The organism is Streptomyces sp. N50 (assembly GCF_033335955.1).
In the GTDB taxonomy this organism is placed as follows: domain Bacteria; phylum Actinomycetota; class Actinomycetes; order Streptomycetales; family Streptomycetaceae; genus Streptomyces.
This window is the reverse complement of record NZ_CP137549.1, coordinates 6,030,451-6,053,894: the sequence shown is the minus strand read 5'-3', so window position 1 is coordinate 6,053,894 and position 23,444 is coordinate 6,030,451. Positions and strand designations below refer to the sequence as shown.

General features: G+C 72.0%; 17 protein-coding genes. 7 read left to right on the top strand and 10 right to left on the bottom strand.

All coding sequences use genetic code 11. The features are described 5' to 3' along the window. Positions 1-83: 83 nt before the first annotated feature. A complete protein-coding gene (locus R2B38_RS27400) occupies positions 84-1,298 on the bottom strand; it encodes a hypothetical protein (protein WP_411978500.1) in 1,215 nt (404 codons plus the stop codon). 305 nt (positions 1,299-1,603) lie between these two features. On the opposite strand from R2B38_RS27400, the gene R2B38_RS27395 reads away from it, so the two are divergent. Next, positions 1,604-3,133 carry a hypothetical protein gene (locus tag R2B38_RS27395; RefSeq protein ID WP_318018633.1) on the top strand — a complete coding sequence of 510 codons (1,530 nt, stop codon included), beginning with the start codon at positions 1,604-1,606 and terminating at the stop codon, positions 3,131-3,133. Between the two features lie 183 nt (positions 3,134-3,316). On the opposite strand, the gene R2B38_RS27390 is transcribed toward R2B38_RS27395, so the two are convergent. The 6 genes from R2B38_RS27390 to R2B38_RS27365 all read right to left on the bottom strand — a co-directional run bounded on the left by R2B38_RS27390 (position 3,317) and on the right by R2B38_RS27365 (position 10,057). Continuing rightward, the gene (locus R2B38_RS27390; protein ID WP_318018632.1) at positions 3,317-6,031 is read right to left on the bottom strand and encodes a SpoIIE family protein phosphatase; all 2,715 of its coding nucleotides are present in this window, start codon (positions 6,029-6,031) and stop codon (positions 3,317-3,319) included. A 262-nt stretch (positions 6,032-6,293) separates the two neighbouring features. Then, positions 6,294-6,701 (bottom strand): ATP-binding protein, encoded by a 408-nt coding sequence (locus R2B38_RS27385; protein ID WP_411978585.1) that lies wholly within the window; start codon positions 6,699-6,701, stop codon positions 6,294-6,296. A gap of 193 nt (positions 6,702-6,894) precedes the next feature. Next, positions 6,895-7,311 (bottom strand): (deoxy)nucleoside triphosphate pyrophosphohydrolase, encoded by a 417-nt coding sequence (locus tag R2B38_RS27380; protein ID WP_318018630.1) that lies wholly within the window; start codon positions 7,309-7,311, stop codon positions 6,895-6,897. A gap of 31 nt (positions 7,312-7,342) precedes the next feature. Continuing rightward, positions 7,343-7,534 carry an SPOR domain-containing protein gene (locus R2B38_RS27375; protein WP_318021799.1) on the bottom strand — a complete coding sequence of 64 codons (192 nt, stop codon included), beginning with the start codon at positions 7,532-7,534 and terminating at the stop codon, positions 7,343-7,345. A gap of 363 nt (positions 7,535-7,897) precedes the next feature. Further along, a complete protein-coding gene (locus tag R2B38_RS27370) occupies positions 7,898-8,650 on the bottom strand; it encodes a GntR family transcriptional regulator (RefSeq protein WP_318018629.1) in 753 nt (250 codons plus the stop codon). Positions 8,651-8,797: 147 nt separating this feature from the next. Continuing rightward, the gene (locus tag R2B38_RS27365; RefSeq protein WP_318018628.1) at positions 8,798-10,057 is read right to left on the bottom strand and encodes a DUF4190 domain-containing protein; all 1,260 of its coding nucleotides are present in this window, start codon (positions 10,055-10,057) and stop codon (positions 8,798-8,800) included. A gap of 191 nt (positions 10,058-10,248) precedes the next feature. On the opposite strand from R2B38_RS27365, the gene R2B38_RS27360 reads away from it, so the two are divergent. From R2B38_RS27360 to R2B38_RS27350, 3 genes are all read left to right on the top strand, one after another. Then, on the top strand, positions 10,249-11,409 hold the full coding sequence (locus tag R2B38_RS27360; RefSeq protein ID WP_318018627.1) for a serpin family protein: 1,161 nt from the start codon (positions 10,249-10,251) through the stop codon (positions 11,407-11,409). A gap of 73 nt (positions 11,410-11,482) precedes the next feature. Then, positions 11,483-12,697, top strand: coding sequence for a serpin family protein (locus R2B38_RS27355; protein WP_318018626.1), 1,215 nt, complete (start codon positions 11,483-11,485; stop codon positions 12,695-12,697). A gap of 85 nt (positions 12,698-12,782) precedes the next feature. Then, positions 12,783-15,407, top strand: a complete 2,625-nt coding sequence (locus R2B38_RS27350; RefSeq protein WP_318018625.1) for a discoidin domain-containing protein — start codon at positions 12,783-12,785, stop codon at positions 15,405-15,407. 25 nt (positions 15,408-15,432) lie between these two features. On the opposite strand, the gene R2B38_RS27345 is transcribed toward R2B38_RS27350, so the two are convergent. Further along, on the bottom strand, positions 15,433-17,646 hold the full coding sequence (locus tag R2B38_RS27345) for a DEAD/DEAH box helicase (RefSeq protein WP_318018624.1): 2,214 nt from the start codon (positions 17,644-17,646) through the stop codon (positions 15,433-15,435). Between the two features lie 91 nt (positions 17,647-17,737). After that, complete coding sequence (locus R2B38_RS27340; protein WP_318018623.1) at positions 17,738-18,568, bottom strand: SDR family NAD(P)-dependent oxidoreductase; 831 nt, start codon at positions 18,566-18,568, stop codon at positions 17,738-17,740. Positions 18,569-18,658: 90 nt separating this feature from the next. Between R2B38_RS27340 and R2B38_RS27335 the strand changes: the two genes are divergently transcribed. Both R2B38_RS27335 and R2B38_RS27330 read left to right on the top strand, forming a co-directional pair. Then, on the top strand, positions 18,659-19,567 hold the full coding sequence (locus R2B38_RS27335) for a LysR family transcriptional regulator (RefSeq protein ID WP_318018622.1): 909 nt from the start codon (positions 18,659-18,661) through the stop codon (positions 19,565-19,567). A 77-nt stretch (positions 19,568-19,644) separates the two neighbouring features. Next, entirely contained in the window at positions 19,645-21,258 is a 1,614-nt protein-coding gene (locus R2B38_RS27330; protein WP_318018621.1) for a hypothetical protein, read from the top strand. On the opposite strand, the gene R2B38_RS27325 is transcribed toward R2B38_RS27330, so the two are convergent. Further along, positions 21,220-22,806 (bottom strand): sigma-70 family RNA polymerase sigma factor, encoded by a 1,587-nt coding sequence (locus R2B38_RS27325; RefSeq protein ID WP_318018620.1) that lies wholly within the window; start codon positions 22,804-22,806, stop codon positions 21,220-21,222. The two genes, R2B38_RS27330 and R2B38_RS27325, sit on opposite strands and share 39 nt — an antisense overlap. Positions 22,807-23,014: 208 nt before the next feature. Here R2B38_RS27325 and R2B38_RS27320 point away from each other — a divergent pair, with 208 nt between their 5' ends. After that, entirely contained in the window at positions 23,015-23,431 is a 417-nt protein-coding gene (locus R2B38_RS27320) for an SsgA family sporulation/cell division regulator (RefSeq protein ID WP_318018619.1), read from the top strand. Positions 23,432-23,444 lie beyond the last annotated feature (13 nt).

The window sequence follows — 23,444 nt, the reverse complement described above, 5'->3', positions numbered from 1 at the left end:
CGCCCACCCCCTTCAGGCTCGACGGATCATCGCACCGCTGGCTGTGAACGGCACGCTGTTTTACGGCACTTGAGCGCGGGTGCTCAGCGCACCCAGCCCTCCCGGTACGCCGTCCAGTCCGCCTCCGTCGCCGCGAAGTCGACGTACAGGGCGACGCCGAAGTTCGTACGGTGCGCGTCCGTGCGGGACAGGCCCAGGCGGACGCCGCGTACGGCGGCGGGGACGGTCTCGGCGGCGCCGCGGTGTCCGAAGCGGTTCTCGTGGTAGAAGGGCAGGCCCATGAGGAGGTCGGTGTCGTCCGGGGTGACCTCCAGGGCGAGCGAGGTCTGCTGGGCGACGTAGCCGCCGTAGAGGCTCTGCAGGGGTTGCATCGTGTCGTACGACATGACGGCGATCTGGTCCACGCGGCGGGCGACCTGGCCGAAGTACGCCTGCGACCACCACTTGGGGTGGTTGGTGACGGTGCCCCAGAAGGAGTGGAAGGCGGGGAGCGGGTCGATCTGGTGGGCGGCGACGGAGAGTTGGGCGTTTTGGGCCTGGGTGACCTCGTGGAGTCTGTCGAGGAGGTCGAGGTAGTTCGCGTCGCCGGAGTGGAGGGGTTCCAGGTCGAAGTGGGCGCCCTCGAAGCCGGCGGCGAGGATCTGGCGGGTCGAGGTGACGATGGCGGTACGGGTCGCGGGGTTCTGCAGGCGCAGGCCGTCCGGGCTCTCGGTGGCGAGCTTGTCACCCAGCCAGGCCTGCACCCGGACCCCGGGCAGCTCCCTGTGCACCGACTCGATCAGCCACGCCGCCCTCGGGTAGTCCGACTCCGGAAGGGTGCCGTCGTGCTCCAGGGGGCCTGAATGGACGTACAGGTCCCGGATACCGGTGCTTTTGAGCCGCCTGGCCAGCGCTGCCATGTCCGCGTCGGTCTTACGCCCGTCCACCCAGGCGTGCCCCAGCCAGATCGCGTCCTGCCCCCGGGTGTACGTGCCGTCGGCCGGCTCACCGGCGTAGTTCACGCGCAGGGCGATCTCGGCACCGAGGGCAGGCAGCAACAGGGCAAGCACCAGCGCGACGAGGCTCCGCCGAACCCACTTGGTTTTCCCACCCCGCCCACCCGTACTGCTTTCGTCGTCGGGTGCGGGTGGCCCTTGTGGGGGTACGCCACCGTCGGCGACCTCAGCTGAATCCGCCGCCGCAGGCGCGTCCGCCGCCGCAGGCGCGTCCGCCGCCGCAGGCGCGTCCGCCACTTCGCTCCGGCCGCGCCTCCCGGTCTCCGGTTCCCCTTCCCCCACACCCCCTCGCCCCGAACTCATCCCCGACTCCGACCCCAGACCCGAACTCGACCCCAGACCCGAACCCGACCCCGAACCCCCTACACGACCCAGCCCCATCCCGCGCCACCCCTCCCCATAGCCGTACACATCGCACCTCACACACCCCCACCCACCCCCACGCCCCACCCCGGTCGCGCGCCCGCAATCCTGCTCATACGCTCCGAAATGTGACGTCATCCTTGATACGGGGCCGGCCGCGGCGCGGGAGCTCTCACATATCCGTGCGGGTGGGGCATGCCGTGCTGGGTGGGGCGGTCGGGGTCGTGTGGTTGGTGTTGCCGGTGATGACGATCAACGCGGAGGTTCCGGTTGCGGCCGCCCGGGGTGGGCCCGTCGCCGGTGCGGGCGGACACGGGCAGCAGGAGGCCGAGGGGACGACCTCCGGCGCCGACCTCGTCCTCCCCCTCGTCGCCCTCGGCGGCGTCGGCGTACTCGCGGGGTACGGGTATGTGCGGCGTACCCGTAGGGCCCGTACCCGTACGACTCCCGGTGTAGGTGTCGGTGCCGGTGTCGTGTCAACCCAACCGCCCGTCACCCCGCTCCCCGTCCTCGAACGCCAAGCCGGTGCCGCCCTCGTCCAGGCCGACGACTGCCTGCGCACCAGCCGTGAGGAACTCGCCTTCGCCGAGGCCCGGTTCGGGGCGGCGGCCGTCGAACCGTTCGTACGGGCCCTGCGGGACGCCGAGCGTGAACTCTCCGCCGCCTTCGCGATACGCCTGCGCTACGACCGAGGCGTCCCGGAACCGAAAGAGGAAGCCGCCCGGCGGCAAGCCCTCGCCGGCATCGTCGGACGGTGTGCCGAGGCCGGGCGGCGGTTGGACGCCGAAGCACCCGCCTTCGATCAACTCCGGGCGTTGGAGCGGGAGATGAACGAAGCGCTCGGCATCGCGGAGACCCGGTTCCGCGAACTGGCCGCCCGTACCGGGAGCGTCGACGCCACCCTCACCGACCTGCACGCCCGCTACCCGGCACCCGCGGCCTCGACCGCGACCACCACCGTCACCGGGTACGTCGAACAGGCCAAGGACCGGCTCGTGTTCGCCACCACCCACCTCAACCAGGGCCGCCAAGCTGCCGACTTGGGGCATACCGGCGAAGCCGTACGTTCCCTCCGCGCCGCCGAGGGCGCCATCAGTCAGGCCGACGTCCTCCTGAACGACATCGACCGGCTCGCCAACTCACTCGCCACCGCAGCGGAGTTGGTACCCGCCACACTCACCGGCGCCGAATCCCACATCGCAAGGGCGACAGCCAGAACGACCGATACCGCCGCGTCCGCGACAGGGCCGCTCCACACCCACCTCACCCACGCCCACACCACCCTCGCCGCCGTACGGGAAGAACTCACCGGCGACCGCAACCACGCCCACGACCATGCCCACTCCCACGACCCTCTCGACGCCCTCCGCCGCATCGTCCAGGCCATGTTGCCGCTGGGCGGGGCACGTGACGGAGTCCTCGGGGCAGCGGCGTGGCTCGTCACGCGGAACGACGTCGGTTCGGCGGACGGTTTCGTGGCGACGCACCGGGGTGCCGTGGGCGTAGAAGCCCGGACCCGGCTGGCCGAGGCGGAGCTGCTGCTCAACACCGACCCCGCCTCAGCCGACGAACCCGCGCTGGAGGCAAGGGAGTTGGCCGAGCAGGACGTCCGTGTGCACGGGAACCCGTACGCCGGTACCGCCGACGAGCACACGAGCGGGGTCGGCGGGGCGGTCCTCGGCGGAATCCTCCTCGGCGAGGACCCGGACGGCGGCCCACCCCTCACCTTCGGCGGACCGGCCACACGAAAGCGCCGCGCGCTCCCGCCGACGTAGAACACCGCGGCCGGTAGGGGCAGTTGGCAGGCATCAGCAGCCATCGCCGCAAGCCTGCACAGCACCCGGCCGACTCAGAACAGCCGCAGCCGGCACAGCACCCGGCCGCCCCAGAACAGCCGAAGCCGGCAGAGCAGCCAGGTCAATGAGAACTCCTCGGAGCCGCCAGAGCCGTCGCCGCCGTCAGAACAGGCTCAGCAACGCCTCCGCCGGATCCACCAACCCGTTCTCCCCGTCCGGCAACGGCAGTTCGAACCACACCGTCTTGCCGCGCGGCGTCCGGCGTGAGCCCCACGCCGCCGACAGCAGGCCGACCAGCTGCAACCCCCGGCCGCCCTCGTCCGTGTCGCGGGCGCGGCGGCGGCGCGGCTGGACCAGGCCCGCGTCCCAGACCTCGCACACCAGCGTGCGGTCCAGCAGCAACCGCAGCCTGATCTCACCCTCGCCGTACCGCAGCGCGTTCGTCACCAGCTCGCTGACCAGCAACTCGGCCGTGTCGATGAGGGGTTCGAGGTCCCAGGACTGGAGGCGGGCGCGGGCGTACTCGCGGGCGCGGCCCACGCTGCGGGGTTCGCGCGGCAGCGTCCAGTCGCCGACCGAGTCCTCGGGCAGGCCCTGGACGCGGGCCATGAGGAGCGCGATGTCGTCCTCGCCGTGGTGGGTGTCGAGGGTGCTGAGGACGTGGTCGCAGACGTCCTCCAGGTCGCGGTGGGTCTCCGCGTTCAGGGCCGCCTTGGCGTGGGGGTGGTCGTCGGACGAGTTGCGCGTCGCCGGGTCGGTCAGCGCGCCCACGAACGCCTGGAGGCCCTCGTCCAGCGGGTGGTCGCGGGATTCGACCAGTCCATCCGTGTAGAGCGCCAGCAGCGCGCCTTCGGGGAGTTCGACCTCCACCTCCTCGAAGGGCTCGCCGCCGACCCCTAGGGGCATGCCCGGAGGGACATCCAACATCAGCGCGGCCTCGCCCGGTTCCACCAGGACCGGCGGGAGGTGGCCCGCGTTGGCGAAGGTGCAGCGCCTGGTCACCGAGTCGTAGACCGCGTAGATACAGGTGGCGAGGTACACCTCCGCCAGGTCCGCCTCGCGGGGGCGGCGGGCCGCCCTCGTCGCCTGCTGGACTCCGCCCGGTGTGCCGAGGCCCCGGGCGATCTCGTCCAACGCAGAGAGCACTTCGGCCGGTTCCAAGTCCAGGAGAGCCAATGTCCGTACCGCCGTGCGGAGTTCACCCATGGCCACCGCCGCGCGTAGACCCCGTCCCATCACGTCTCCCACCACCAACGCCGTGCGGTGGCCGGGGAGTTCGATGACGTCGAACCAGTCGCCGCCGACCTCCGTCGCCGCGTTCCCGGGCAGATAGCGGCAGGCGATGTCGAGGCCGGAGGCCTCCGGGTCGCCGGGCGGGAGGAGGGACCGCTGCAGTATCAACGCCCGTTCGTGCTCGCGCCGGTACAGCCGCGCGTTGTCGATACAGACGGCGGCCCGCGCCGCCAGCTCCACCGCGAGATCCCGGTCCCGGTCCCCGAACGGCTCGCTCCCCTTCGTCCGGGCGAACTGCGCGAGTCCTACGACGGTGTCGTGGGCGACCATCGGCACGGCCAGCGTGGACTGGACCGGGCCGCCCTCCTCGGCGGGGACGTACTGCGGGCGGGCGGTGCGCAGGGCGTCCGCGCAGGGCGAGTTGAAGGGGTAGTGGTGGACCGCGCCGACCGCGACAGGGGCGCCGCCGCCCACGAAGGGGGCGTCCGAGACCGCGCTGGCGAAGGCGACCCGGCGGAGTTCCGCGCTGCCGTCGGCGCGGCCCGGCGGGGTCTCGTCGCCGGCCAGGAGGCCCTGGTAGAGGTCGACGGTCGCGAGGTCGCAGAAGCCGGGGACGACGACGTCGAGGAGTTCGCGGGCCGTGGTCTCCAGGTCGAGGGAGTTCCCGATGCGGGCGCCGGCCTCGTTCAGAAGGGCGAGATTGCGCCGCGCGGAGGCGGCCTCGCGGGCGGCGGCGCGGCGGGCGGTGACGTCGGTGCCGAGCCAGGCGATGCCGATGGGGCGGCCGCTGCCGCTGTGCACGCGGTAGAGGTTGATGGACCAGTGGCGGCGTTCTTCGGAACCCGGCACGAATCCGGTGACGTGCATGTCCGTGATGGAGTTGCCGGTCTCCAGGACCCGGCGCAGGGTCGCGGTGACCCGCTCGGCCTCGGGGCTCTGGAGATAGTCCTGGACGCCGTTGCCGCGGTGGTCCTCGGGGCTGCCGCCGAAGGTGTTGGCGATCTGCTGGTTGGCCCGGCGGACCCGCAGGTCGGGGTCGATCAGCAGGAACCCGAACGGAGATTGACCGAATATCGACTGCGAGGCGGCGAGATCGGTCTCGATACGACGCAGGATGCGGACGTCGACGACGATGCAGACGGCGGCCCGCTCGCCCTCCTCGGTCCGGGTCGGCATGACGTAGACCTCGGCGAGTCCCTCCTTGCCCGGCTCGCCGTCCACGGTCTCCGGCACCTTGAAGGGGACCACTCCGGTCCACTCCCGGCCGTCCAGGATCTCGGCCATCTTCCGCTGGCCGCGCTCGTGCAGTTCGGGGTCGACGAACGCCTCGATGGGATCCATGCCCACCGCGCGCTCCGTGGGGATGCCGAACAACTGCTCGGCCCGCAGGCTCCACTGGTCGACGAGCCCGTCGGGGCCTATGGAGAAGGAGGCGACCTTGATGTAGTCGTAGATCGAACCGGGTGGGCTGCTCTGCCACATGGCGTCGCCGACGGTCATCGCGTCACCGCCGGACACACCCGACATGACGTCGGCGGCGGACACTCCGTCGCCTCCGGGCACGTCGATGTAGCCCGCGGCCTCAGCCCTCGCGCGGTCCGACGGGTCCTCGGACTCCGTGGCCTTCGCTGGTATCTCGCTCACGCGAACCGTCCCCTCCAGCTCACCGCGTCCGGCACCGGTCACCGGGGGCGGCTGCCCGCAGTATCCAGCACTACGGCGCCGCACAACACGGTGTTCACGATCACAGGACAATCCCGATGCATTTCGGACCTGCCTGCGACAACACTCCCAGTCTTCTAACCAGCGGACACGCAGTCGAACCACGCCGATCGACAACCGTCACAGGCCTGAACCAGTCGATGGACACGACTGTCCGGTTCGTACAGCTGTGTTCGGCCCGGACTCACCCGGGGACGGCCAGCTCGAACCACACGGTCTTGCCCGTCCCGCCGGGCCGGGTGCCCCAGCGGACGCAGGCGCCGGCGACGAGTTGGAGACCCCGGCCGCTCTCGTCCTCGGGGCGGGCGACGCGCTCGCGGGGCGGATCGGGCAGCGGGTCGGAGACCTCGACCAGCAGCACACCGGCCGGGCCGACGGGCCTGACCAGCCGGACGCCGATGGGGCCGGTGGCGTGCCGCAGCGCGTTGGTCACCAGCTCGCTGACCAACAGCGCCGCGATGTCGGCGAGGGCGTCGAGGTCCCAGTCCCGCAACTGGCCGCGGACGGCGGCGCGTGCGGTGCGAACGGCTCCGGGGTCCGCGGGAAAGGTCCACTCGGCGCAGTCGCCTTCGGTGTCGATCAAGCCGATCACATCCCGGGCCAGCCAGCTCACCCATGTCCGATTTCATGGGGTTAATGGGCACATACCCGATATTCAGGGCCCGGTACCGTCCCCAAGGGCGCACTGTGGCACGAACGGCGTACGACGAGTTCGGCACGCTCCGCCGTCCCGGCCTACGACGACTTCAGCGCGCCCCGCGGCAGGACGGGCGGAGACGGCGACTTCAGCGGGCTCCCGCGTCGAGCAGCGCGAGTGCCTCCCGTACGGCGGGCACGTCCTGGTCGAGCCAGTCGACCGTCCAGATGTCGGCGGGGGCGAGCCAGCGCAGTTCGTCGTGGTCCTCAAGGGGTTCGGGCTCCGCCGAGCCGGGGAGCAGCCGGGCCGTCCAGACCTGGAGGACGTACGGCGGCTTCAGCGGCCACTGGCCCGGGACGCGCGCGACGGTCTCCGCGTCGACGCCGAGCTCCTCACGCAGCTCGCGCACCAGCGCGGTCTCGGGGCTCTCGCCGGATTCGACCTTGCCGCCGGGGAGTTCCCAGCGCCCGGCCAGTTCGGGGGGTGCGCTGCGGCGCGCGGCGAGCAGTCGGCCGCCGTCGCCGTCGAACAGGGCGGCTCCGACCACCACGATCCGTGTCGTCATGCGGCGGAGCCTACGGGGTACGGAGGCGCGGTCAGTTGCGGGAGGCGTCCTCGCTCTGCCCGATCCGCTCGACCCAGTACAGCTGCTTGTGTCCGCGGTCGTCGAGGCTGTCCGCGATCTTCTGGGCCTCGGCGCGGGTCGCGTACCGCCCCACGCGGTAGCGATTGCCGTTGTCGTCCTGCCGTATCACGAGCCAGGGAAGAGTGATCGTGCCGTCGTTCATCGCCATCGCGCCCCTCCGCCTCCCGCTCGCGGTTCGTGCCGTGCCCCACCCCATAAGGAAACCGCAATCCGCATATGCCGGAGCCTACGCCTAACCTTCACGCAGCGAATACGGGTTTTCACAAAGAGGTACGCAACCAGCCAGGACGGAGGGGGCGCACGATGACGAACGCGCCGCTGGCGCACCTCGATGCATCCGGTGAGAGGCACGCTACAGGCGCGGTGAACGACCTGCGAGAAAGACCGGAATCCAACGGCGCCCGGGACAGGGCGGATTGACCGGTTCCGGCGACAAATGCCGTAAGGGGTGGACTACTTCACACGAAGCGCACTACTCGGTGCGCTACTTGACGGGCGAGGCGCGCTACTTGACCGGCAGGTGGTAGGCGATCCGGTACCGGTCGGCCGGGACCACGACGTCGGCCGTCTCTACCGGACGCCCCGAGGCGTAGTACGTCCGCTGGATGACCAGGACCACATGCCCGGGGACTCCCCCCAGGGCGAGCAACTCCTCGGCGAGACCCGGCCGGGCGCCGACCTCCTCGGTGACGTTGTCCACGACGACGTCGATCGCGCGCATCCGCTCGACGACCCCCATGCCACCGAGCGGGCCCTCCTCGGGCAGCATCACGGGCGTACGGCCGGTCACCGCGAGGGGCTCCCAGGACGTGGAGAGCATCATCGTCTCGCCGGCGTCCCGGAACACGTACTTCGTGCACATCACGCGCTCACCGGGCTGGAGCGCGAGCCGCTCGGCGATGGCGACGCCGGCCTCGGCCTGCTCGCTGCTGGACTCCCAGGTGCCGCGCGCCTCCCCCTCGGCCTGCTCCTGCCGGAACGGGGTCGCGCCGGCCGGCGGCCGGAACCCGGAGCGGGAGACGCGCCTTGGCACGGGACGCTCGCGCACGTACGTCCCCGACCCGGAGCGGCCCTCGACCAGCCCCTCGGCCATCAGCACCTTGCGCGCTTCCAGCGCGACCGTGTCGGAGACCCCGTACTCCTCGCGGATCCTGGCCTGCGAGGGCAGCCGGGTGTGCGGGGGCAGCTGGCCGTCGACGATCTTCTTGCGGAGATCACCCGCGACGCGCAGATACGCCGGCTGCTCACCGAATGTCACTGGCCGCTCCCATCAGGTTGTACAGACAGCGACAGCCTGGCAACCGTGGGTTGTGCCATGCAAGCAAAGGCCAGAGAATCACTCGATGTGATGACTTATGCCCGGCGTGGGCTTTACCCAGGCACTTTCTCCCCGCTATAGGAGCCGTCACACCTCCATGCCGCCGGCGTCTCCCCCGCCGTCCCCGCCACCGTCGCTCTCGTCGTACGACGGAGGGGTCGTGGCGAGCCCCAGAGCCTCGCGGGCGGTGACCGACTTCTGCGGGTCGATCAGGTCGGCGCCCTTGTCGTAGTGCGCGTAGAACTCGTCGGCGTCGGAGGCCCTCGCCGCCTTCGCCCACTCCTTCTGCGCCGCCCGCAGATCCTTGACCAGGGCCGCGACCGGCTTCCCGGATCCGCCGAGCCACTCATGACGCTCCAGCAGATCGGCCTGCTGGGTGAGCGCGGTCGAGACCCGGCCCGCCCAGGCCTTGTGCCCCGGCAGGTCGTCCTCGACGTACCGCGCGTCGGGGGCCGTGTCCAGCGCCGAGTTGAGGACGTGGGCCGCCTTCAGGTACGCGACCTGGTCGGAGTCGAGGGTCGTGGCGTCGTTGCGCAGCGAACCGCCGGGCAGACTCGCCTCCTCGTCGGTGTTGCCGAACACGCAGGTGATCTCGCGGTCGCCCAGACTCCAGCTCTGCGAGGTCGGGGTGACGTAGTAGATGTCCACGTCGTCGGGTACGGCCCAACCGTCCATGGCGTAGGCGTCCTGGAGCGCGTAGCACTTGTCGTCGGCGGTGGCGGTGACCTTCTTGTCCCCGGGGTACGCGCCGCCGCCCATCCGCACGACGGCGAACACCTCCCCGTCGTGCTCGCCCTCGCAGGACACCACGTCGAAGTCGTACGTCATGCCCTCCAGCGAACCGCTGGGCGCGTCGAAGCACTCGCCCTTCACCGGGGAGGCGCTCGAGCTGTCCCGCGCGCTGTCCTTGACCTCGTCCCAGAATCCGGTCGCCGCGCCCGTCGCCCCGAGCACCCACACCATCAGCCCGAACGCCGACAGCACCATCCCGGCCGCCGCCATGCTCCGCCCGCGCTCGCCCCGCTTCTTGATCTGGTTCAGCGAGATCAGCCCGAGGACGACCCCGACCCCCGGTATGCAGCACAGGATGCCGAGCACGAGCGCGGCGACGGACATGCCGTTGAGGGGCGCGGGGTTGTTGTACGGGGTGTAGCCCTGGGACCAGGTCTGGTAGGGCTGCGGGCCGTAAGGGCCAGAGGGACCCTGAGGGATGTGGGGGGCCTGGGGGTACGGGGCGTAAGGGCTCTGCGGCGGTGTGCCGTAAGGGGGTTGGGGCTGCGCGGGCGGGGCGTACGGGTCGTACGGGGTGGGCGGCCCTTGGGGCTCCGGGGGCGGGGGTATGGACACCGGTTACCGTGCTCCTGGTTCGGGCGGGGATCTCCGGAAGGAGAGCTGGAGAGCTGGAGATCTTCAGATGCGGGACTGACGTACGACTTGGCGCATGGTAAGCGTGAGGTGAGCGGGGGCGATGGGGGTCCCCCCGGTTCGAGCGGAGTCGAGAATTGGGGGAGCGGGTTGGGTGGGGGACCGTACGGGCGGTGAACGCGCTTACGGCGCGGTGGGCCGGGGTCGTCGACGGGGGCACCGTGGTCTCGGCGGCGGGGGTGTGGCCGTTGCTGGCGCTGCTGGCGGACGGTGCCGGGGGTACGGCTCGGGCCGAGCTGGCGGACGTGGTGGGGATGCCCGCGGAGCAATCGGCCGCAGCGGCAAGGGAGTTGCTGGGCGGGCTGGCGGCGATGCGGGGCGTGGACTCGGCGCTCGGGCTGTGGACGAAGCGGACGCTGGAGCTGCGGGAGCCGTGGGCGGCGGGGCTGCCGGCCGAGGCGCACGGGGTCCTCACGGGTGACCTCGACGCCGACCGCACGGCCCTGGACGCGTGGGCGGCGAAACGCACCGGCGGGCTGATCGAGCGCATGCCGGTGGCGCTGACCGACGCCACCGAACTGGTGCTGGCAAGCGCGCTGGCCCTGCGCACGGAGTGGCTGCGCCCGTTCGAGGAGGTGCCGATGGAGAGCGCGTACTGGAGCGACCGGGTCCCGCTCGGCCTGTTCCGCAGCACGGCCGTCCTGGACCGGATCGGCGTCGCGGACACACCGGACGGCCATGTCACCCGGCTGAAGGTGCTGGGCAAGTCGGCGGTCGACGTCCATCTCCTGCTCGGGGAGGAGGGGATGACGTCCGGGCAGGTCCTCGGCGCGGGCGTGGGGATCCTGGACGGCCGTCATCCCGTAGTACCCGGGGAACAACTCCCCTACGGGGAACCGGGACCGGGCCTGAGCGTGACGAAGGAACGCCGCACGAGCCCGCAGCCACCCTCGCTCGACGTGACGACGGCGGCGTACGACATGAGCGCGCGGCATGATCTCCTCGCGCTGCACCGCCTGTTCGGCCTCACGACGGCGCGGGACGCCTCGCGGGGTCACTTCCCCGGGATCAGCGAGTTCCCGCTGGCGATCGGGTCGGCCGAGCAGTCGACGACGGCGAGGTTCGGCGCGCTCGGCTTCCGCGCGGCGGCGGTGACGGCCGTCGACGCCATCGCCACCGGTGTGCCCGACCTCCGCCACGTGACCACCACCGTCACCGCCCGCTTCGACCGCCCCTTCGCCTTCCTCGCCCTGCACCGTCACTCACGGCTGGTGCTGGCGGCGGGCTGGGTCACGGAACCGGACCCCGAGCAGGACGAGGGGGACCGGGGCTGAGCGTCGGATGCCGGGCGGGCGACGATAGCCTTCCCGTGCGCGATCTTGCGCTACGGCACTCACGGGGGCGGAATTGGGAGCGGTTCAGGGCGCGCTGGTCGGGGGCACGGCGGTCGGGGTGACGGTCGACGCGGTCAACCGGCTGACGGCGCGTTGGGCGGACGCGGTGACCGGTGGCTCGGTCTTCTCGGCGGCCGGGGTGTGGCCGCTGCTGGCGTTCCTCGCCGACGGGGCGTCGGGCGCCGCGCGGGCGGAACTGGCGGACGCGGTGGGGCTGCCCGCCGACCAAGCGGCCGCCTCCGCACGGGAGTTGCTGGGCGCGATGGAGTCGATGCCCGGGCTGAACTCCGCGCTCGGCCTGTGGACCCGGCGCGAACTGGCCGTACGGGAGGAGTGGCGGGCGGGGCTGTCGGCGGGCACGCACGGTGTGCTCACCGAGGATCTCCCGGCCTCGCAACGGGCGTTGGACGCGTGGGCGGCCGAGCGGACGGGCGGGCTGATCGAGCGGATGCCGGTCACGCTGGACGAGGGCGTGCTGATGGTCCTGGCGAGCGCGCTCGCGCTCCGGACCGAATGGCCGCGCCCCTTCAGCGAGTTGCGGCTCAGCCCCGACGCCGGGCCCTGGCAGGGACGGCAGTTGGCGGGCCTGCACCGCACGGGCGTCCGGCTCGACCGGGCCGGCGTGGTGAGCGGCCCGCACGGTTACGTCACCGAGCTGAAGGTCCCCGGCGACAACGGGATCGACGTCCACCTGCTGCTCGGCGAGCAGCGCATGACGCCAGGTCAGGTACTGGGCACGGGAGTTGACGTGCTGGCCCGCCGGCTCCCCGTGGTCCCGAGCGGCCAACTCCCGTACGGCGACGTGGGACCGGGCCTGCGCGTCGAGCAACAGCGGTGCGCCACACCGCAACCGCCGGAGCTGTCCGTGACGACGGTGGCGTACGACATGCGGGCGCGGCACGATCTCCTGGACCTGCACGGCCTGTTCGGGCTCACGACGGCGATGGACACCCGGGACGGCCACTTCCCCGGCATCAGCCCGACCCCGCTGGCGATCGGTCAGGCCGAACAGTCCACGATGGCCCAGTTCGGCGCCCTAGGTTTCCGCGCCGCCGCGGTGACCGCGGTCGCGCCCGTCTACGGCGCCGCCCGGCCCGACCTCCGCCACACGACCACCGTCGTCACCGCCCGCTTCGACCGCCCCTTCGGCTTCCTGGCCGTACACCGGGAGTCGCGCCTGATCCTGACGGCGGGCTGGGTCACGGATCCGACCCCGTACGGGAGGTAGGGGCTCGGGGCCGGGTGCGCTCCGTACGTGGTAATCCCCCGCGCGCTTCCCGCCGTCGTCCCGCGGCGCACCCCATCGTCGAACGGTGACCAAGCCGACCCGTCTGCTGCTCCCGCTCCTCGCCGCCGCGCTGTTCCTCCCCCTTCCGCTGCCCCCGGCGTCAGCCGCACCCCTCCCCCGCCCTCGCGACGACTGCGACGCGCGCGGCTGGGCGCCCTCGGCCACCCGGATCGACCCGGCCGACACGTACCACCCCTACGTCGGCAACGGTTACCTCGGCACCCGGGTCCCGCCCGCCGGCGCCGGGTACGCCGCGTCCGGTGAGAAGACCGGCTGGCCGCTCTACACCCCGCGCTACGACGGCGCGTTCGTCTCCGGCCTCTATGCCCGGGGCCCCGCGAACACGGCCGGCCGCGAGGCCCTCGCCGCGCTGCCGAACTGGACCGGCCTCGACGTCACGGCGGGCACCGAGACGTACGGCGGGGAGGGTGCCGGCCGGGTCAGCCACTACCGCCAGACCCTCAACCTCCGCTGCGGGTACGTCCGTACGTCCCTCACCTGGACCACCACCGACGGCCGCCGCACCGACCTCGTCTACGACGTCCTCGCCGCCCGCGACACCCCGCACACCGGCGCCGTGCACCTGCGCGTGACCCCGCACTGGGACGGCGAACTCACCCTCACCGACCGCCTCGACGGCCGCGGCGCCCGCCGTGTCACGCAGACCGACGGCGGGCACATCGGCGAACACACCATCGGCGTGGCGTTCCGCACGGACGGGACGGGTGTCGACGGAGCCGTCGCGTCCGTGCTGGACGCACCCGGGACCCATCAACAGGCGCCCAGGCAAAGCAAGTTGAGCGCAAGTCAGGCCACCGTCGTCCCCGTCCGTTCCGGCCGTACCTACACCGCCACCAAGTACGTCGGCGTCGACACCGCCCTCACCTCACGCGACCCCCGTTCCGCCGCGCGGGACGCCGCCGGGGTGGCCGCGCGGCGGGGGTGGGACGCCTTGCTCGCCTCGCACAGTGCCGCGTGGCGGGCGCTGTGGTCGTCGGACATCGAGGTTCCGAGGCATCCGGATCTCCAACTCTGGGCCCGTTCAGCGCAGTACGGGCTGTTGTCCGCGCTGCGCCCCGGCGCCCGGAACAGCATCGCGCCCGCCGGGCTGACCAGCGACAACTACGCCGGCATGGTCTTCTGGGACGCCGAGACCTGGATGTTCCCCTCCCTGCTCGCGACCCACCCGGACCTCGCCCGGCCGGTCCTCGAATACCGCTACCGCACTCGCACGGCCGCCGCCGAGAACGCCGCGAAGACCGCGGTGAAGGGCCTGTTCTTCCCCTGGACCAGCGCGAGTCACGGGCGGCTGTGGAGCGAGTGCCAGAGCTGGCAGCCGCCGCACTGCGTCACCCAGAACCACCTCCAGGGCGACATCGCGCTGGCCGCCTGGCAGTACTACCTGGCCACCGGCGACCGCACCTGGCTCCGCACCCGAGGCCGGCCGCTCCTCAACGGCCTTGCCCAGTACTGGACTTCGCGGGCGACCAAGAACACCGACGGCTCGTACTCCGTCAAGGAGGTCGCCGGACCCGACGAGTACAGCAACGGCGTCAACGACGGCGTCTACACCAACGCCGTCGCCGCCACCGCCCTGCGCGCCGCCACCGACGCGGCCCACGTCCTCGGCACCCCCGCCCCCGCCGACTGGCTCACCGTCGCGAACGGCCTGCGCATCCCCTACGACCCGAAGCGCAGGATCTTCCTCCAGTACGACGGCTACAACGGCTCCCAGATCAAGCAGGCCGACACCGTGCTGCTGATCTACCCGCTGGAGTGGCCCATGCCGGCCGGTGCCGCGGCCGCCACCCTCGACTACTACGCCCAGCGCACCGACCCGGACGGCCCCGCCATGACCGACGCCGTCCACGCGATCGACGCGGCGGCGATCGGCGAACCGGGCTGTGCCGCGTACACCTTCCTGCGGCGGGCCTACCAGCCCTTCGCGCGCGGCCCGTTCGCCCTCTTCTCCGAGTCGCGCGGCGACAAGGCGGGCGCGTCCGACCCCCTCTCGGGCTCCCCAGCCCAGGACTTCCTCACCGGCAAGGGCGGCTTCCTCCAGGTCTTCACCCACGGCCTCACCGGTCTGCGGCTGCGCCCGGACTCCCTCCACCTCGACCCGACCCTGCCGCCCCAACTCCCGGACGGCGTCCGCCTGTCGGGGCTGCGCTGGCGCGGTCGTACGTACGACATCGCGATCGGGGCGAAGACGACCACGGTACGGCTGCGGTCCGGGGCGCCCTTCTCCCTGGACACCCCCGAGGGGCGCCGCACCCTCTCCGGCACGGTCACCCTCAAGACCCGGCGTCCGGACCTCACCCCCACCACCGATCTGGCCCGCTGCCGCCCGGCGACGGCGACTTCCTCGACCTCCGGCCGCTACCCGGAGGCCGCCGTGGACGGCAGCCCCGCGACCGCCTGGTCCCCGGACGCCGACCGAGCCGCTCTCACCGTCGACCTGGGGCGGGCGGTGCGCGTGGGGACCGTTCACCCCACGTGGACCAAGCAGCCGGGGTCGTACACGGTCGAGGTCTCGGCGGACCGTCGTACCTGGCACTCGCCCGACGGCACGCCCGCCCGGTACGTCCGCGTCACCGTGCGCAGTGGCGGCAAGGGTGCCGCTCTCGCCGAACTCGACGTGCGCTCGTGACGGCCGAACTCCCCTGGAGGAGCGGTCAGTTGGTGGCCTCCGCCGCCAGTCGCTGCTGCTCCTCCTCCACGATGCGGCGGGCCAGCGTGGCGTCGGAGATGTCGATCGCGTCCGGGGTGGCGTCCGCAAGGGCGCTGCGCCGGGCGAAGGCGTCGAAAAGGCGGTCCTTGTTCTTGAGGATGGTCAGGAGCCGGTCGTCCACGCTGTCGGGGGCGAGCATGCGGTGCACCTGGACCGTGCGTATCTGGCCCATGCGGTGGACGCGGGCCACGGCCTGGTGCTCCACCGTCGGCTTGACCTGGGGTTCGCAGAGGATGACCAGGGAGGCGGCCTGGAGGTTGAGGCCGACCCCGCCCGCCTCGATCTGGGAGAGCAGGACGGCGTGGCCGGGGGCCTGGGTGAAGTCGTCGACGAACTGCTGTCGGCGGGCGGCCGGGACGCTTCCGGAGATGGGCCCGAACACCCCCTTCTCCAGGGCCTGTTCGACTGCCGCGAGGACGTCCCGGAAGTACGAGAAGACCACCACCTTCACGCCGTTGTCCGCGGCCTCGGCGACCAGCTCCAGCAGGCGGTGCAGCTTCGCGGACTTCTCGGTGTCGGCGTAGGCGGCCCGGCGCATCGCCATGAAGTTGCCGTCGCCGACCGCGCGGGCGTACGCCTCGCGGTCGGCGACGCCGAGCTCGACCCACTCGTCGACCTGGACCAGGGCGGGGAGTTCGGTGAGCACGTCCTCCTGGTTGCGGCGCAGATAGGCCGGGGCGACGGACTTGCGGAAGGCGTGCGGTCCGGCCGCCGCCGTGCCGTTGCGGACCGTCGGCAGCAGGTCGGGGCGGAGGTGGCGGACGAGGGTGCGGAACTCCTCGACGTGGTTCTCCATGGGCGTGCCGGTGAGGAACAGGACGCGGTCGCAGCGCTCGGTCCACAGGGCGACCGACTTGGTGCGGCGGGTGTCCGGGTTCTTCACGTAGTGGGCCTCGTCCACGACGAGCATGCCCGGGGTGGGGCCGGTCGGCGCGTCGGCCTTCGCCCGCTTCCCCTTCGGTGACGTGTCGGCCGGCGTCGGCAAGGTGTGCAGCGTGTCGAAGGTGGTGATCGCGACCCCGCCCCGCTCACCCCACTCCGCAAAGGCCTCGTGCCGGTCCGGGCCGTGCACGGGCAGCGCGCGCAGGGTGCTGCGGGAGCCGATCTCCCGGGTCCAGTTGATCAGCACGCTGGCCGGGCAGACCACCAGGAAGTGGCTCTGCCCCTCGGCCGCGAGATGGGCGAGCGCGGCGATGGCCTGGATGGTCTTGCCGAGCCCCATCTCATCCCCGAGGACGACCCGGCGCTGGGCCAGGGCGAAGCGTGCACCGAAGGACTGGTATCCGCGCAGGGAGACCCGGCGGTGGGTGTCGTCCAGCGGCTGGGCGTGCACGCGCTCGGCCAGTTCCGTCGGCAGGAAGCCCTCGCTCGCCGCGAGGTCCGGCTGTTGTCCGTCGACCTCGGCGAGCTGGCTGTAGTACTCGGCGGACCGCAGCTCGAAGTCGACCCACGCCTCGATGTCGGAGACCGGCGGCCGCAGCAGGTCGGTGGAGGCCTGCGCGATCAGCAGCCGTACGTCCTTGGCGGCCGGGTCGGCGACCAGTTCGTGGAGTTCGGCGACCGCCGCGAGCGCGCTCTCCCGGCGCCTGCGCCCGGCGAGCGCCATCAGCAGCCTGCTGCTGGCGGGCCGGGCCACGGGCAGCAGGGCGCCGAGCCGCTCGTCGAGCCGGTTCGCGGCGTCCAGGGCGCGGCGCAGCTCCGGGCCTGCCTCGACGAGCCGTTGCAGGGCGATGACCAGGGCGGTGGTGCGGGGTTCGGGGTGGTCGACGTCGATGCGCACGGACACGGTCTCCGCGACGGCCCGCGCGATCTGCCGGGCGGCGGCGAGGGCCCGGTCGGCGGTCTGCTGTCCTACGCCGGGCAGTTGCCGCAGCTCGTACCGGCTCGCCTCGTGCACCGCGCGCACGGAGGTCAGCCCGGCCGCCTCCACGGCCCCGAGCCGCAGCCGCCCCTCGGTGACGTCCTTCAGCCTCGCTACCGGGATGGACTCCAGCTCCTGCGCGACGAGTTCGGCCCGCAGCGGCTCCAGCGCGGAGCGGACGGTGTCGAGCGCGCGGGTGTGGTCCTCACGCAGGGCGCGCGCCACGTCGTAGAGCCGCGTGCCCCGTGCGCACAGCTCCCTGGCCCGCCGTCCGGCCCGCGGAAACTCGCCCTCCATGTCACCCCCCTGCTCCCCATGCGTCTCACCGTGCACCCATCGTGGCACGCGGCACTGACAACGGGAGCAGGCCCGGCTGCTCAGCCTTCCGTCACGCGTCGAACCCGGTCGCCCGGGTCCGCTTCTCCCACGCCGCGATGTCGCCGCGCACCTGGTCGAGGTGGTCGAGGACGGCGTTCACCGCGTCGTCGCCCAGGGGCAGGTGCAGCGGAGTGACTTCTGCGTCCAGCGCGGCCAGGATGAGGGCCGCCGCCTTCGCGGGGTCGCCGGCCTGGGCGCCGTCACCGCCGGAGACGAAGCCGCGGGTCTCGCTCACCTTGGTGTAGACCCCGCTGTCGGCGCTGACCCCGGCCCGGCTCGTGTCGAAGAGGGCGGTCCGGAAGGCACCCGGCTCGACGATCAGCACCTTGATGCCGTACTCGGCGACCTCGTCCGCGAGCCCTTCGGAGAGCCCCTCCAGGGCGAACTTCGTTCCGCTGTACGCCGAGAAGCCCGCGAAGGACATCTGCCCGCCCATGCTGCTCATCTGGACGATCGCCCCGGAGCGCCGTTCCCGCATGAACGGCAGCACCGCGCGCGTGAGGGCCGCGGGCCCGAAGACATGCAGGTCGAACAGGTCCCGCAGCTCCTGCTCGGTGGTCTCCTCGAAGGCCCCGACGTGCGTACGGCCCGCGTTGTTGACGAGCACGTCGATCCGCCCGTGCCGCGCCACCACGTCCCGTACGGCCGCCTCCGCCGCCCCCGTGTGGGTGACGTCCAGGCGCAGCGCCTCCATCTGGTCGGGCCGCGCGGCGACGAGGTCGTCCAGCCCCTCGGTCCGCCGGGCCGCACCCACGACCACGTCACCGGCCGCGAGCGCCGCTTCGACGATCGCCCGCCCGAACCCGCTGCTCGCACCGGTGACCAGCCACACCTTGTTCATGACGTCTCCCCTTGAGATCCCCTGTTGTCCATCTGCCGACCAGCCTGCTCCCGCCCCCGATCACCCGTCCAAGACCTACGCTGATAACCAATGGCTATGACGACGGACGTCCACGTACGGGACCTGCGCTACTTCGTCGCGGTCGCCGAGGAGCTCCACTTCACGCGCGCGGCCGAGAGGCTGTACGTCTCGCAGCCCGCCCTGAGCAAGCAGATCCGGGCGCTGGAACGGCAGTTGGGCGCCGAACTGTTCCGGCGTGACCGGCAGGGCGTGGCGCTCACGGCCGCCGGTGCGGCCCTACTGCCGTACGCCGAGCGGGTGTTGGCCCTCTGGGCGGAGGGCGCGAACGTGCTGGCGGAGGTGAGTGCGGCCGGGCGCAGCACCCTGGTGGTCGGCATGAGCACCAGCCCCGGCCGGGGTGGCCTGCTGCCCGCGATCCGCTCCCGCTTCACGGCCGCGCGTCCCGAGGCGAACGTACGGCTGCGGCAGGTGAGTTGGGACGATCCGACGGCGGGTCTCGCGGACGGCGACGCGGACGTGGCGTTCGTCTGGCTGCCGCTGCCCGACGCGGAGCGCTACGACTGGACGGTCGTGGCGGAGGAACCCCGCCTGGTCGCGCTCCCGGAGAGCCATCCGCTGGCCGCTCGCGCCGAGGTCGACTTCGCGGACCTCGCCGACGAGCCGTTCCTCGCCCTGCCGTCCGACGCGGGCCCGTTGCGCGACCACTGGCTCGCCCTCGACGAGCGCGGTGGCCAACTGCCGCGCATCGGCGCGGAGATCGCGAGCACCGAGGAGACGTACGAGGCGCTGGTCGCCGGTCTCGGCGTCTGCCTGGTGGCCACGGGCAACGCCCACCTGATCACTCTCGGCGGTGTCATCACCCGCCCGGTGCACGGGATTTCGCCGAGCCGTTACGCCCTGGCCTGGCGGCGCGAGGACGGCGGACGGCCGCTGGTCCGGGCGTACGCGGAGGCGTGCCGTCTGGTGGCGGGGCGCTGATCGAACGCGTCTGCGGCACGGTTACGATGAGCCGTTTTCGGGGTTGGGATTCAGGGTTCGGGGCTCGGAGGGGAACCATGTCCACAGGGGGAAGCATGTCCGTACGACGGACAAGACGCACGCCGGTCGCATCGCTCGCGTTCGTCGGAGTGGCCGCGCTCGCGGGGCCGTTGCTCGTTCCGGCCGCGTCCGCGCAGGCGGCGTCGGGCTCGCTGACCGTGACCACGCTGGGGCGGCACGGCGCCAAGGTCGCGACGACGATCACCGTCGTCAACGCGTCGTCGGGTGAGACGCGTACCGTCAAGTCGGGCAAGCGGCTCAGCCTGCCGGCGGGCAAGTACCTCGCGATGACCGACATCTACGAGAGCGCCACCGACGGTCTGGGCACCGACACGATCGGCGCGCAGGTGGTGACGGTGTCGGGGGCCAGGTCCGTGACGCTGGACGCCCGTAAGGGCAAGGCCGTGAAGGTGTCGCTGGACACCCCGGCCGATGTGACGCAGCCGGCCCGGATCAGCGCGCAGGTGTGCGCCGCGGACATGGACATGCCCTCCGCGTTCAGCGCGGGCGGCTGGAACGACGCGGGGTCGCTCTACGCGATCCCCAACTCCTCCAAGCTGCTCCAGTTCGGGTACATGGCGCAGTGGTCGGGCAACGACAGCTATGTCGCGGTCAAGAAGACGACCGGTATCCCGGCCGCGCCCGGCGGTTCGTTCAAGCGGTCGCAGCTGGCGACGCTGCGGTTCTCGGTGCACGCCGGGACGCAGATGGGCACGCAGAACGACACCGCTCTCCAGGCCGCGCCCAAGGTCGACGACTGCACGACCGACCTGTACGCCAACGTCACCGACGACACCGCGCCGTTCAGCACCGCGGTCCATGTCACGCCCGGGACCTGGCAGCCGCGCGACGACGTGATCGCGAACAACGGCGATGTCGTCAGTGGCGGTTTCCCGGCGACCAGGACGCTGAAGGCGGGGCAGAGCTTCACCCAGTCGTTCGGGCGGGCCGTGTGGAGCCCGCTGCACTATCTGCCCTTCGTCTGGCAGAAGTCCGTGAACTTCATCCCGGACGCGCTGATCGGCGACCCCGACGTGGGCGTCTGGGGCGCCGACCCGACGAAGGAGACGGTGGTCCTGACCAAGGGGAGCACCACCGTCAAGAAGCAGACCCTGACCAACTGGGGCTCCTCGGCCAGTGACACCTTCGCCGCCCGTATCCACTCGGCCGGCACCTACCGGCTGACCGTGGACGCCCACCGCTACCACCCGGGCATCACCTTCCCGTCCGGCATGCTCTCGTCGCGCGTCACCCTGGACTGGCGGTTCAAGGCAGACCCGGCCAAGTCGGTGGTCGCCCCGGTCTTCATGACCCGCTTCCTGCCCGCCGGCCTCGACAGCCGCAACCGGGCGAAGGCGAGCAGCACCACGTCGGTCACCGTCAGCGCGGGCCGCGGATCCCAGGGCCCGGACGTCAAGTTCACCAAGTCGACGGTCAAGTCCCTGAAGGTCTGGGCGTCTTCGGACGGCGGCACGACCTGGAAGGCCGTCACCGTCACCCGCTCCGGTTCCTCCTGGAAGGCCGCCGTGCACAACCCGGCCTCCGGTGCGGTCGCCCTGCGTTCGCAGGTGACCGACTCCGCCGGCGGCACGTCAGTGGAGACCGTCTACCGCGCCTACGCCATCGGCTGATCCGCTCCCGTTCCCGTCCTGGCCCCCGGCGCCGGCTCCGTCCGAACAGGGCTGGTCGCCGGTCGGGTTGGACGGTTCGGGCGTGGGTGACGTCGAGGGCTCGGACGGGGCCGTGGGCTCCGGGGTGGTGACGGGATCCGGGGTCTCCTGCACGGGAGTGCTCGGCTCCGGCGTCGGCTCCTCGCTCTTCGGAGGCGTGGGAGCGGGGTCCGTCGGTGTCGGTTCCGTCGGTGTCGGTTCCGGCTTCGGTTCCGGCTTCGGTTCCGTGACCACCGGTGGTGTGGGGGTCGGCTCGGGTTCCGGCTTCGTGGTCACCGGCGGAGCAGGAGTCGGAGGCGGGGTCGGAGCCGGAGTCGGCTCGGTAATCACCGGCGGCGGCTCAACAGGCGCCGGGGGAACCGGAGTTGCCCCACCACCACCCACCGGCACTACGACCGACCCGCCTCCGGTGCCGCCAAGTGCGGCCGGAGACACGGCACTTATGGACCCGTCCGCCGCAGGGGCCGTAGAACCCGTGCTCCTGCCCGGTGTCTTCGATGGCTTCCCCGAGCGCGGCTCGGAGGCCACCGGGGCCTGGGTGACCGGGACTTCGGCCACCGGGCCCTTCGCCACCGGGACTTCGGTGGCGTCGCTGCCGCCGAGGAGGACGACGACCGCGACGGCGCCCGCCACGGCCGTACCGACGGCGGCCGCCATCTGTGTCTTGGAAGCGCCAACTGCCACGTGGCGTACGCCGTGCAGCAGTCCGGCACCATGGCCACCCGCCGCGGCCGTGGCCGCTCCCGCGGAACCCGCGCCGAACGCGGCGAGCAGGAACTTGCCCGTGCCGCCGAGCACGAACACCAGCAGGGCCGGTGCGACGAGTGCGGGGAGGCGGTCGTTGGCGCGCATCAGGGCCGCGAGGCGGGCGGCGCAGTCGTCGCACGCGTCGACGTGGCCGAGGAGGCGTTCGGACTGCCGCTCGGTGGCGCCGCCGCGCACGTAGGCGGGCATCCGGGCCCAGTGGACCTGGCACGCGGGATCGTCCGGGGCACCGGTCTGCTCGCGCAGGAACGCCTGCCGCATGCCCTCGCGCGCACGGTGCAGCAGGACGGCCGTCGCGCCCTGCTTGGTGCCGAGCTGGGGGCCGATCGCGGCGAGCGGCAGGCCCTCCGCCTCGGCCAGCCACAGCGCCTTCACCCAGCGTTCGGGCAGTTGCTCAAGTACCCGTACCAGCAGGTCTGTCGATGACACCTGCTCGGCCGGGTCGCCCCCGTGGACCTGCGCGTGGCTCGCGTCCGCCCGCTCGTCCGCCTGCGGATCGCGCGGTGTCTCGCGCGCGGCGCTCCCCGCAGCCGTGGCGAGGTGCTTCACGGTCGTCATGAGGTACGCCGGTACGTTGTCGATCTCATGGCCGGCGGACAGCCTGCGCCACACCCTGAAGTGCGCCTCGGCGACGAGGTCTTCGGCGACCCAGGTGTTCCGGGTGAGCGAGCGGGCGTAGGCGACGAGGCGCGGTTGCTGCTCCTCGTAGATCCGGGCGTACGCGGCGGTGGGACCGTCGTTCATGGCAGCAACGCTCCAGTTGCCAAGGGGGGCGGGGAAGATGTGTAAGCCTAGATGCCGAAACTTTCAACTAAAGTTGCAGCGACAACAGAAGGTGACCCAGATCACATCAACCTTCTTGCGCAACGGCGTAATCAAGCGCCCCTCCGCGCGCTCAAGGAGGGTGAGTCGGCACAACAGGCCGCCGTCCCACCCGAATCGGAGACCGCCCATGCGCCACGTCACCCTGGAACAGCCCACCAGCGCCCGCCTGATCGCCGACGACGACCAGGAGTTGGCGGTGACGGTCACCCTGCGCTACTCCTCCGGCGACCCCTTCGCCGTCCAACTCCTGTTCCCCGCCTGGATATCGCTCGACGGCAAGAAGGTGACGTGGACCTTCGCGCGGGCACTCCTTGAGGAGGGGCTCGCCACCCCGGCCGGGATGGGCAACGTGCACATCCGTCCCTACGGCCCCGCCCACACGGCCGTCGAGTTCCACTCGCCGGAGGGCATCGCGATGATCCGCTTCGACACGGTCGCGCTGCACCACTTCCTGCGCCGCACGTACCGGGTGACCGAGCCGGGCCGGGAGGCTCTGGAACCGTCCCTCGACCGGGGGCTCGCCTCGCTGCTGGACGGTGCGTGAGGCCGACGGCCCC

What these genes read in the sequence shown, in the direction of transcription:
- R2B38_RS27335 (WP_318018622.1), top strand. Translation starts at nt 18,659, where the DNA reads ATGGCTATGACGACGGACGTCCACGTACGGGACCTGCGCTACTTCGTC.
- R2B38_RS27325 (WP_318018620.1), bottom strand. Translation starts at nt 22,806, where the DNA reads ATGAACGACGGTCCCACCGCCGCGTACGCCCGGATCTACGAGGAGCAG.
- R2B38_RS27340 (WP_318018623.1), bottom strand. Translation starts at nt 18,568, where the DNA reads ATGAACAAGGTGTGGCTGGTCACCGGTGCGAGCAGCGGGTTCGGGCGG.
- R2B38_RS27395 (WP_318018633.1), top strand. Translation starts at nt 1,604, where the DNA reads ATGACGATCAACGCGGAGGTTCCGGTTGCGGCCGCCCGGGGTGGGCCC.
- R2B38_RS27345 (WP_318018624.1), bottom strand. Translation starts at nt 17,646, where the DNA reads ATGGAGGGCGAGTTTCCGCGGGCCGGACGGCGGGCCAGGGAGCTGTGC.
- R2B38_RS27375 (WP_318021799.1), bottom strand. Translation starts at nt 7,534, where the DNA reads ATGAACGACGGCACGATCACTCTTCCCTGGCTCGTGATACGGCAGGAC.
- R2B38_RS27380 (WP_318018630.1), bottom strand. Translation starts at nt 7,311, where the DNA reads ATGACGACACGGATCGTGGTGGTCGGAGCCGCCCTGTTCGACGGCGAC.
- R2B38_RS27400 (WP_411978500.1), bottom strand. Translation starts at nt 1,298, where the DNA reads ATGAGTTCGGGGCGAGGGGGTGTGGGGGAAGGGGAACCGGAGACCGGG.
- R2B38_RS27320 (WP_318018619.1), top strand. Translation starts at nt 23,015, where the DNA reads ATGCGCCACGTCACCCTGGAACAGCCCACCAGCGCCCGCCTGATCGCC.
- R2B38_RS27330 (WP_318018621.1), top strand. Translation starts at nt 19,645, where the DNA reads ATGTCCACAGGGGGAAGCATGTCCGTACGACGGACAAGACGCACGCCG.